This is a genomic window from Rhizobium sp. 2YAF20 (genome assembly GCF_052114685.1).
Classification (GTDB): domain Bacteria; phylum Pseudomonadota; class Alphaproteobacteria; order Rhizobiales; family Rhizobiaceae; genus Rhizobium.
Genome location: NZ_JBFRFF010000053.1, coordinates 26312 through 35351, shown reverse-complemented (window position 1 = coordinate 35351; position 9040 = coordinate 26312). Strand labels below are relative to the sequence as shown.

The following is a 9040-nucleotide window of genomic DNA, read 5'->3' as shown; positions in this document are numbered from 1 at the left end:
TTACCAGAGTGCTTCGCATGATCAACGGGCGATGGAAGCTGCCTATCCTGTTCCGGCTTTTGGCAGAGCCATCGATGCGGGCTTCACAATTCATGCGGGACATTCCGGACATCTCGCAGAAAATGCTGACACAGCATCTCAGAGAGTTGGAGAATGATGGACTTGTCGCGAGGCGCGACTTCGGCGAGCAGCCGCCGCGTGTCGAGTACGGACTCACGAATGCAGGGCGAGGTCTGATGCCGGTCCTGACGTCGGCGAGGGAATTCTCTCGGCAGTATCCAGAAACGTCTGACTGATCTGAAGCGAGCGAATGACCGCTCATGCGCACACAGCGGCCAAAGAGAAATAAATGACAATTGGTTCTAAGCCAGCCAGAAAGCAGGCCCTCGTTGCGGGTCCTTCTCTTCACGCCACCGCATTTACCTCGATGACGTTTCTGTCGGGGTCAAGAATATAGACTTGCGGAAATCCCGCCGCTCCTTCGCGAACGACCAGTAGGCGACTGGGATCATCGACATCCGCGTCCTCTTTGAAGCCCATCTCAATCGCCCTTTTGACGAAGCCCTCGAAGTCGTTAGTTCTCAGAGCAAAATGGCCATCAGTGTAGTCGACGCTGCGATTGTCACGGAAGGTCCCTGAGGGATTGACGATCAGATGCAACTGAAGGCCCCCGCAATCAAGCCACGCACCTGAAATTGCGAACGGCGGTCGTTGCAGCAAGTCCAACTGGAATAGATCGCGATAGAAAGCTAACGACCGCTCCAAGTTGGTAGTGACGATTGAAACGTGATGCAGCGCCATGTCCGACATAGGCCATCCTCCCGCCTTGATTGCAATCACCGCTCGGCCACACTAATGAAATATGCTATACTTCGCAAGCAAGTCGGATCGTTGCCGGAGCCACTTCTCCCGCCTCTCTAACTAGCGTTTGGCAACGGACTGGCGATGCAAGATGACGATTGTGATTTTTATTGGCAAGGTCCGCTGTTTGCGCGTTTGAGACCCGTCGCCATCGAATTGAACCTATTATCGCGAGCCGATTTCCAGCCGCATGAGAATTTCATCATGGTAAGTATCGCCCACTTTTAGAGCTTCGGCCTCGACGGCCCATTCTTCAAAGCCCATCGATTTGTAAAGCCGGATGGCCTGAGCGTTGGATGACACGACGCAAAGCCGGAGCGAACGGAGCGTCGTCGCAACGTCGTCAATGGCAGCAGCAAGCAGCAGGCGCGAAAGACCCGTGCCCCGTGCCGTCTGGCGGACATACATCCCCCAGATCGATCCGATATGTTGTGTCTTGATCCCTTTCGACTTCGATATGCCGATAATCCCGGCAAGCGTTCCGTCGTCGGGAAAGCCCCCGATCACATGACCGTTCTCAAGTCGGTCGGCAAAGCGTGCCTCGGGCTCATTCTGCTCGTCCTCCAATGATGCACCAAATGCCTCTGGATGGTTCGCAAGACCCTCCAGCCGAATATCTCTAAAGGACGGCGCATCATTCCGGTCGAGGCGGCGGAGTTTGTATGGGAGCACAGGTATATCCTTGGTCTTTTCGAAGGGCGGCCTAGCCCTCAAATTGCAACGGTCGCGTGACGCTGGTTCAAATTTACGACAATCTGCGTGCGCCGGGACGCACATGTTCGCGGTAGGGGGATGGAGATGCAAGTCGGTTTTAAAGAAGGGCTGTCGTTCGACGAAAGCCGGTCGAATTGGGACGCCGACGGCCCACGCCCACTCAAATGGGCTGCCTGGTATCCAGCGGTCGGAAACGCAATCGCGCAGCCGGTCGCCGAGACGTCGTGGTTTCAAAAATCGCCGGTCGCCCGCGACGTGAAGCTGTTGCCGACAACCAAACCATATCCGTTGGTATTGATGTCACACGGAACTGGTGGTGTGGCGGGCGGTCTCGATTGGTTAGGTCACCGCCTGGCCCTGCGAGGCTTTGTCGCTCTCGCGGTCAATCATCATGGCAATACCGGGACTGAGCCCTACCGAGCCGAAGGTTTCCTCTGCCTTTGGGAGCGTGCTCGCGATCTCAGCGTCTTGCTTGATGACAGCCAGTGGCGAAAAGAGCTGGACGGTCAGTTCGACGCCCATGCCCATATCGCGGGTTTCTCGGCGGGTGCCTACGCCGCCATGCTTTTGCTCGGCGCACGGGTCGCCTATTCGCAGTTCGAGGCCGCCAATCCAGTAAAGAGCCCAATTCGGGGTCCGAAAGAATTTCCCAATTTGGCCGATGAGATTCCGATATTGTTGGAAAGAAATGCCGTGTTTAGAGAGGCATGGGACCGCAGGTCTGCATCATACGCGGACGATAGGTTCAGATCGGCACTTCTGCTCGCTCCCGGACGTTCCGTCTTGGGCTTCTCCAGGGAGAGCCTCAAACAGGTTAGACAACCGATACGGATCATTGTCGGAAGCGGCGACACGATTGCGCCTGCGGCCGAATGCTCTGGCTGGCTACATCGTCATGTCCCAAGCAGCGACCTGGAAATCTTGAAGTCCGGTGCGGGTCACTATGTCTTCCTGCCGGAGCCGACTGCGTTGGGGATGAAGGAGGCTTCCGACGTCTTCCCTGATGCCGACAGCGTTGATCGTCGAAGGATTCACGACCACGTTGCGTTGGTCGCGGCGGGACTTTTCGGAGGGGCCGCGTAATATACCGCGTCATCGCCGACGGCCCCCGCCTTCGGCGCGAACGGGAAGCTGTCTGTCTTCCCCAGTCGGCGCGAAGCGGACTTTCGTTGCCACGGTAGTCAGAGTCTTCGGCGTGAAATTAACTCGGCAACAGTCTTTGTCCTCTACTTAACGTTCGAAATCTCCGAGTACGCAATATAATATCCGGCCATTCAAATCATCATATTGAAGGAGATTGCATAGTGGGCCGTATAATCGTCTTTGTTCTATTGTTTGCGTCGCAAACACAGGCATTTGCAGATCAAAAATCGGAAGCTCTGGCCCTGGAAGAGCTGTTTCAGAAGCAGTCTACCGCTGTTTTTTCCTCATCTGATTGGCATCAGGAGATCGACCTGACAATTGACGGCTGCATGTTCATGCTTCGAAACGAACAGCATCTGCCCCTCAATGCGGCTCTGGGTTCCTCTATTGAAACGAGCTATTTTGATTTGCGGCAAATTAATAGCAAGGTCGATCAGATAGTTGCCAAACCAAATAAGTTCACGGTGCATGTATCCTGGGTCAAACGGCCACCAGAGTTCATTAAAACCATGGAGATCGCAAAAAGATATATAAAGGCAGGAGAGAAGGCGCGGCAGAGGCTTAATGCGTTCGGCGATCCCTCTACCCAAGCTCTCGCGGATATGGGCGAGAAGCTTTGGAAGGACGAGCTAGCCGGTCCCGATGGTGACTATCTTCGCCGCAGCTATTATAGCCGTGAGGCGATTGACCACACGCGCGACCCTCGACGGGTTTATGCGCCATTGGCTGGGTTCAGTTTGCATGTCCGCCCCGAAGACCATTCTGAACTCGTCAAATCGGTCGAACAGTATGCCGGAGCTTGGTGCCAACCGTGAGGCCCCTTCTCAAATCCAGCCCTTTGCGGTCATGAACGGCTCGCGGTGGTTCAATGTATCCAGGGAAACCAAACACCCCGTACAGCCGGATTTCCCATGTTTTGGCGAACGTGGTGCTCGTCCAAACTCCGCAAGTCGACATCCGTCGTGACCTCTGTCACTTCTATTTCCCCAAAAAGCGAAAAGACAATCGTGCGGATCATCTGTTCGGCGTCGGCGAGACTATCGGCCGTGACTCCACACCCCAGATTTAAGGGTGAGCGACGTTCTTCGGGCAGAAAGCTAAACCAGTATCTATGAAGCATTGGTCGACCCCGTACCTGAAGATTCCTAGCGTAGATCGGTGTCTTCAGTCCACATACGGACGGCCGCTTTTGGGCCCAATGCAGTCATTGATAACCACTCGATGACGTGCGGTCGGTGTTATCGCACCGCGCGAATCAAAGCATCGACGGTCCGGCCTGCTGTTTCCGCACCGTCGACGGTGACAGAGCCCATGAACATCACTTCAACAACAAGGTCATTGAATGATATAGCCCAAAGCCGCGCCTCGACGACTTCCCAATACTTGGTTTCATCGGCACCAAATATCTCATTAAAGGCAAAATGCTTGAGTGGATATTTGTATTGCCTMAGGTATTCGGAATTAATCGGAAGGACCTTGAGGCTTATCACTTCGGCAAAGCGGACCACCGTGATATCGCCTCTCGCGGGAACGGCATTGCTATAACAAAGCAAACCATCCCTGCCGTCGAAAATGGCGACGGGATTAATGACATAATCGTACAGTGGAAGGTTTTCCTTCGGAGATTCAACGACGGCCACGCTCTAACTTCCTTTCGACAGGCGGCATCTGATATCGCCCMACCCGCCCTRRCGTAAATGGTAAGCTTGCAAATCATCTTTGGTTGTCTGMACCAAGGCCAGAKKCTTCAGGTTGCAGAATTGTCTTCTCAACCCAAACATTCGTGATCCGATTAGGTGTYCCGACTGYACTCGGCTCTGACGTGGCATCGACCACCAAAATCCACCGTCGCTCGCTTTCAATCATAAAAGAGCGACTGSGTTTATTGAGCCTTTTGACCTCGCCAAGGTTCAGGTCTCTTATTGATCGTTCGAAMCCGTCGTAGTCCTCGCCTRCGCAYTGCAGTGGTGGAGAGTCGGTGTCCACTGCCATCGCGCCTGGAAACTCCAAAACGCAGTTCGCAGATAAAAGACCCTGGAACTGTCTGTAGAACAGATTGAACTTGAAACCGTTGGGTCGCTTAAACACGATTATCCCAGGGTGCGGTTTGGCATCGTCAATCCGCGTAGTACCTCCCTCTTCAGCGCTCCAACCTTTCGTACGCGCGGCCGCGATCATATCCTGCGGACTATCACCGCTAGCCAGGCACAGTTGAACCGCGTCATCAAGCGGGCACCTTGCGTTCACGGTCGTCGGTAGAAAGGCACACAGACCGGTCACGGCGGCAACAAGCACGCGGGAACGCGACATCCAGATGAACGGACCGCAAGACGCACGTTCGATGTTGGCAGGTAAACTTGGAAGGCCGCCAATCCTACTCCTGACAGAGGGAGCGTCAGTCGGTGGGTAGGGCCGATAAAGCAACAGGCCGGGCCTTCGAAAAGACGAGAGAAGGCGGTCGGCGTCCAAACCTTCAGGGGGCGAGCGGAGTTCCTCTTTGCCAGCGACGAATTCGAAAGCCGGTACCTCGCTAGCCCGAGATTTCGCCAACCGGGAGATGATGGCCTTTAGCTTCGACATTGATGAATTTGCTCTCAGATTGCGTCAAAGCTACTACTGAGCACCTTATAACGATTGCGCAAGCAAAATGCGCTCATTGCGCGAGCTTTACTCGACATACCTATTGGATGGGTTAACTTCAGTGAATTAAATCGGCTGAAAGGCCCGGCCTCTTCGAGCGCGTCAACTTATGCCTACTATTCCAGAGTCGCGAGTTGGCGCATTCAGCGTCACGTTCGCCCCATCAGGATCGATGATGAAGTCGCTCAGGCCTTCAAATTCTGCCTTCGGAACAAATCATTCAGTTTTGGCAACATACTTCCGCGCAGATACTCAATTTGTTTGGACCAAACCTGTCCCTCAATCGGCTTGAATTCCTTTTCGCCAGGATCGCGGACAAGAGCCAACACCAATCGCTGAACTGAGAACTGCTCTGGCCCCTGAAAAGCCGGATCACCTTCGGCGGGATTGAATATCATCATAAAGGCATGCTGTTCGAAGGTCAGGGTCCAAACATCATATGGATCGTCACCAAGGAATTCATTCCGTTTGAGAGAGAGACCCGATAGGCGCTTCCACTCTGGAAGTCTTTCGCCAACGTCTAACTTAAGGTCTGGCAAAGGTTCCAATGTCTCCGCAATATCCATAGGCTTCCTAAAAAATCGCCAGAACATTCCATCCTCCCAAAGCTACGAGCTATGCCTACGTCAAAAGACATGAATGAAGCCGAAAAGGAACGGCACTAGCGATTCTCCCGCCAAACCATCAGCGATAAGTGACCCAGCCGTTTCAGCGGCTTTAGGACAAGAGACATCTCCATCCCGCTGTCTTCGCCTTCGAAGATATCGAACTCGCGACCACCCCGAGAGATAACGGTTGGTCTGCCAGTGGCGAAGGAGCATTTGTCTTCCCCGCAGCGGACGTCGAGCTGTTCCGACAGGTAGCCATCTTGTCGGGAGAATTGGATGGATAAGCGGAGGGCTGGCTGCTTATTGTTCAGAAGCACGCAAGGTCTTTCCAACTGGCAGGTCACATCACCTGCTACGTGGTCTGTTCCGTCGAACAGCATTCCGAAGTGAACGGGCACGGTTTGGAGCGCAGCGCCTTCAGCCACCGTTTTGGACAGCGGCAAGGTTGCGAGCAAAGCCATGACGGCCACGACGTGCATGCGGCCAATCAATTCGGCGCACCTTTTCCTGGACGCTCCAAGAGGTCGCCAGCTATGAGGTATCTCCCGAAAAAACGTCGTCGCAGCTCTGTGAACCGCCTATCTCGTTGAGGGTAGCCCACAGTCATCGATGGTCGCGTCCGTTCGCGGAATATGCAGGTTGCCCGCTCAGTCTCAGTTGTTCGATTTCTCGCGCCGCGTTGCCGACGTCCTCGATTCCAACGAAAGCCATTTTGAGCGTACTGTCTCCATCCGAGCTTTTGGTGATTTCATGACGGAAGACGACGGTCCCCGAACCGCCCGAACTCTCGCTGACCTCGACCGCATTGATCGCGCTCGGGCCGAAGGACAGCACGCGCTTCCGAATGAGGTTCGAGACAATGAGAACCCGCCTGTTCGTCACGGCGTAAGCCGTCCATCGTGTCGCCACCGTATCGACGAGTGCCTTGCCTATGACCAAGCAACCGATGACGAAAAACACCGACGAGAATAGCGCTGGCCAAATGCCTTCAGGGCTTTCACCAGCAATGATCGCCTTGGCGACTGGTATCACGGGACCACCCCCACCCGCTGCAAAGACAATTCCAAAGACAAAACTCATGAGATGCGTAAGAAGCATCGGGAAGAATGTCGGCCTTCCGGTCCATCGAACTGCCTCCCCCGGCTGCAGTTCCGCGTTGATGGCAGTTGCTAGATTCCAAGGCTGATTGGCCATCGCGTTCCCTGAGTGCCGCGTTCTTGTCCAGAATATCCATACACGGTCAGCGTTTAAAATATAGATGATACTATTGCGGTATGGTCGTTATCCGGAATAGGAGCGAAGGCGACTTCGGCGTTCCGAGAACTCAGATTTCCTTTGCTGCTACGATGGCGAGCGGGCCGATCCGACATCATTTCGTCTCGCAACATATGCAAGTTGCAAAAAGTGTCGTGGCTATCTCAAACACTGAGGATTGAAGGATGTCTTTCAGGCGATTGTCGTCGTTTTCGATTGTTGCCCTTTGCTTCGTATTGCTAGTGCCCCTCTCCGGCTCGGCAAACGCTCAAATGATCAGAACACCGGCGGGCGAACTGCGGCTCGGCATGACCGAAGACGAAGTGACCAAACTCCTTCAAAGCCCTGTGTATGAAAATCGGGATGACGAGGGGACGATTCATAGCCGGAAGGTGAAAGAGAAAATTGAAGACCAGACCTTCAGTGCATCGCTGACGTCAAAGGGCATCGTCTATTCCATTTGGTCTCATCAATCCTTCCCTATTGGGCCTGTCGGTCGCCGCGCGGCCGAGCTAGCGTTCCAGCACTTGCTTGAAGAGCACGTCGCACCGACCACGCCTCTTGTCATAAGAACACCAGGCATCAATGGGCTATATTGGACAAGTAGCGACGGCCATCCCATAAGCATTGAACTCAAATGCGATGAAACGGTGCTGCTGGTTGAGGTGTCGGACTACCAACAGCAATTGAAAGACGATGGCGTTAGCGACGAAATACAGCAGCATTTCCGGGTACCTTTCTACGACCTTTGCTTCTAGATGGTCGCGATGGAGTCCAAATCGCCGTCCACGAGAAGTCCCCCATCAGTTCGCGAGCATTTGGGAAGGCAGGTGTCTGCGATGAAGTTCGGACCTTCAAAGAGCATGCCCCGTCGTCGTGCACTGGATGGCCAGTTTTGGCCGCAATGCAGTCGCCGAAGGTTGCGGCATGGATACGGCCCGTCGATCCGCCGAAACTGCTCAAACCGCCCGAACTTCGGCAAGCCGCTTGACTGCGTACTCGTCCTGCCAGCAGACGGCGGCTTCCCATGCGGCTGACGCTTGCGCGGCGACGTCATGCTCGCCGTCGTCGAGATCGGCAGCGTTATGGGGCAGCACTAGGTCAAGGTCGGGGACATCGACGTGCGACTCATCCCAGTCGATCAACGCGACCCGATCTGCGGTCATGCGGACGTTGCCAGGGTTGTTTGGGTTGCCGTGGACAACGCATGTCTGACGCCCGATTAGCCGCGCCCACGCTGCTCGACATCGAATAACGCCCTCCGGCGGCATCGCGGCGAGGTTGATCCTCGTTCCGGTTTCGGCCTGCAGGAGGTCGGTTGAGGATCGCCAGCCCGGGCGCTGCGGCCAGCCCTGCGTCAACCGATGCAGCTCGCGGAGCGTGTCGGCCACGCGACGCCAGTCGGACTCCGTCTCGGGCGATCCGCCCTCCATGTAATTCATGACCACCAGACCGTCCACGAACAGGCGGCCGTCAAGCGTCGGGATCGGCACTGGAACGGTCATACCTTCTCGGTCGAGGTGTTGGAGTAGGTCGGTTTCCCATGCGAGATCAGCATCGGTCCTGGAGCCGAGACGACCGACCGCGATCCGCCCGTGGACGCGAACGCTCCACACGTCGTTGGCAACCCCGCCAGCGAGTGGTTCGATGCGAACCGCGTCTTCACCCCATTGCCCGAGAGCTTCCCATCCCATTGGCGATATCCTTGGCGGCTGTGATTAAATTGACGGAAGAAATAGAGAAAGTTTACGACGCCACGAAGTCCGCTGGAGGCTCGATTCCGCCAAGGCGTGGTCGCCTGTCGGCCCAAAAGCAGACTT

At 55.1% G+C, this 9040-nt stretch carries 11 protein-coding genes; 4 read left to right on the top strand and 7 right to left on the bottom strand.

Annotated features, from left to right (window positions below):
- The coding region (locus AB4Z52_RS32535; protein WP_442221986.1) for a winged helix-turn-helix transcriptional regulator at positions 1-296 on the top strand (296 nt) is incomplete at its 5' end.
- Between the two features lie 109 nt (positions 297-405).
- Here the strand turns inward: AB4Z52_RS32535 and AB4Z52_RS32530 are convergent.
- Both AB4Z52_RS32530 and AB4Z52_RS32525 read right to left on the bottom strand, forming a co-directional pair.
- The gene (locus AB4Z52_RS32530) at positions 406-810 is read right to left on the bottom strand and encodes a VOC family protein (protein WP_442221985.1); all 405 of its coding nucleotides are present in this window, start codon (positions 808-810) and stop codon (positions 406-408) included.
- A gap of 216 nt (positions 811-1026) precedes the next feature.
- On the bottom strand, positions 1027-1533 hold the full coding sequence (locus tag AB4Z52_RS32525; RefSeq protein ID WP_442221984.1) for a GNAT family N-acetyltransferase: 507 nt from the start codon (positions 1531-1533) through the stop codon (positions 1027-1029).
- Between the two features lie 126 nt (positions 1534-1659).
- Here AB4Z52_RS32525 and AB4Z52_RS32520 point away from each other — a divergent pair, with 126 nt between their 5' ends.
- On the top strand, positions 1660-2658 hold the full coding sequence (locus tag AB4Z52_RS32520; protein WP_442221983.1) for an alpha/beta hydrolase family protein: 999 nt from the start codon (positions 1660-1662) through the stop codon (positions 2656-2658).
- Between the two features lie 221 nt (positions 2659-2879).
- Positions 2880-3533, top strand: a complete 654-nt coding sequence (locus tag AB4Z52_RS32515) for a hypothetical protein (protein ID WP_442221982.1) — start codon at positions 2880-2882, stop codon at positions 3531-3533.
- Between the two features lie 423 nt (positions 3534-3956).
- On the opposite strand, the gene AB4Z52_RS32510 is transcribed toward AB4Z52_RS32515, so the two are convergent.
- The 4 genes from AB4Z52_RS32510 to AB4Z52_RS32495 form a co-directional block, all read right to left on the bottom strand.
- Positions 3957-4358 carry a hypothetical protein gene (locus AB4Z52_RS32510; RefSeq protein WP_442221981.1) on the bottom strand — a complete coding sequence of 134 codons (402 nt, stop codon included), beginning with the start codon at positions 4356-4358 and terminating at the stop codon, positions 3957-3959.
- A gap of 1185 nt (positions 4359-5543) precedes the next feature.
- Positions 5544-5951 (bottom strand): hypothetical protein, encoded by a 408-nt coding sequence (locus tag AB4Z52_RS32505; RefSeq protein ID WP_442221980.1) that lies wholly within the window; start codon positions 5949-5951, stop codon positions 5544-5546.
- A gap of 68 nt (positions 5952-6019) precedes the next feature.
- Positions 6020-6427: a hypothetical protein gene (locus AB4Z52_RS32500; RefSeq protein WP_442221979.1), complete on the bottom strand. Its 408-nt coding sequence runs from the start codon at positions 6425-6427 to the stop codon at positions 6020-6022.
- Positions 6428-6569: 142 nt separating this feature from the next.
- Positions 6570-7160: a hypothetical protein gene (locus tag AB4Z52_RS32495; protein ID WP_442221978.1), complete on the bottom strand. Its 591-nt coding sequence runs from the start codon at positions 7158-7160 to the stop codon at positions 6570-6572.
- A gap of 332 nt (positions 7161-7492) precedes the next feature.
- Here AB4Z52_RS32495 and AB4Z52_RS32490 point away from each other — a divergent pair, with 332 nt between their 5' ends.
- Positions 7493-7978, top strand: coding sequence for a hypothetical protein (locus AB4Z52_RS32490; protein ID WP_442221977.1), 486 nt, complete (start codon positions 7493-7495; stop codon positions 7976-7978).
- A 201-nt stretch (positions 7979-8179) separates the two neighbouring features.
- Here AB4Z52_RS32490 and AB4Z52_RS32485 read toward each other — a convergent pair whose 3' ends face one another.
- Positions 8180-8914 (bottom strand): phosphotransferase enzyme family protein, encoded by a 735-nt coding sequence (locus tag AB4Z52_RS32485; protein ID WP_442221976.1) that lies wholly within the window; start codon positions 8912-8914, stop codon positions 8180-8182.
- Positions 8915-9040: the final 126 nt, after the last annotated feature.

Bases quoted from the DNA above. Each gene is read 5' to 3' on its own strand.
- AB4Z52_RS32505 (WP_442221980.1), bottom strand. From the start codon at position 5,951: ATGTTCTGGCGATTTTTTAGGAAGCCTATGGATATTGCGGAGACATTG.
- AB4Z52_RS32500 (WP_442221979.1), bottom strand. From the start codon at position 6,427: ATGGCTTTGCTCGCAACCTTGCCGCTGTCCAAAACGGTGGCTGAAGGC.
- AB4Z52_RS32485 (WP_442221976.1), bottom strand. From the start codon at position 8,914: ATGGGATGGGAAGCTCTCGGGCAATGGGGTGAAGACGCGGTTCGCATC.
- AB4Z52_RS32490 (WP_442221977.1), top strand. From the start codon at position 7,493: ATGATCAGAACACCGGCGGGCGAACTGCGGCTCGGCATGACCGAAGAC.
- AB4Z52_RS32495 (WP_442221978.1), bottom strand. From the start codon at position 7,160: ATGGCCAATCAGCCTTGGAATCTAGCAACTGCCATCAACGCGGAACTG.
- AB4Z52_RS32530 (WP_442221985.1), bottom strand. From the start codon at position 810: ATGTCGGACATGGCGCTGCATCACGTTTCAATCGTCACTACCAACTTG.
- AB4Z52_RS32520 (WP_442221983.1), top strand. From the start codon at position 1,660: ATGCAAGTCGGTTTTAAAGAAGGGCTGTCGTTCGACGAAAGCCGGTCG.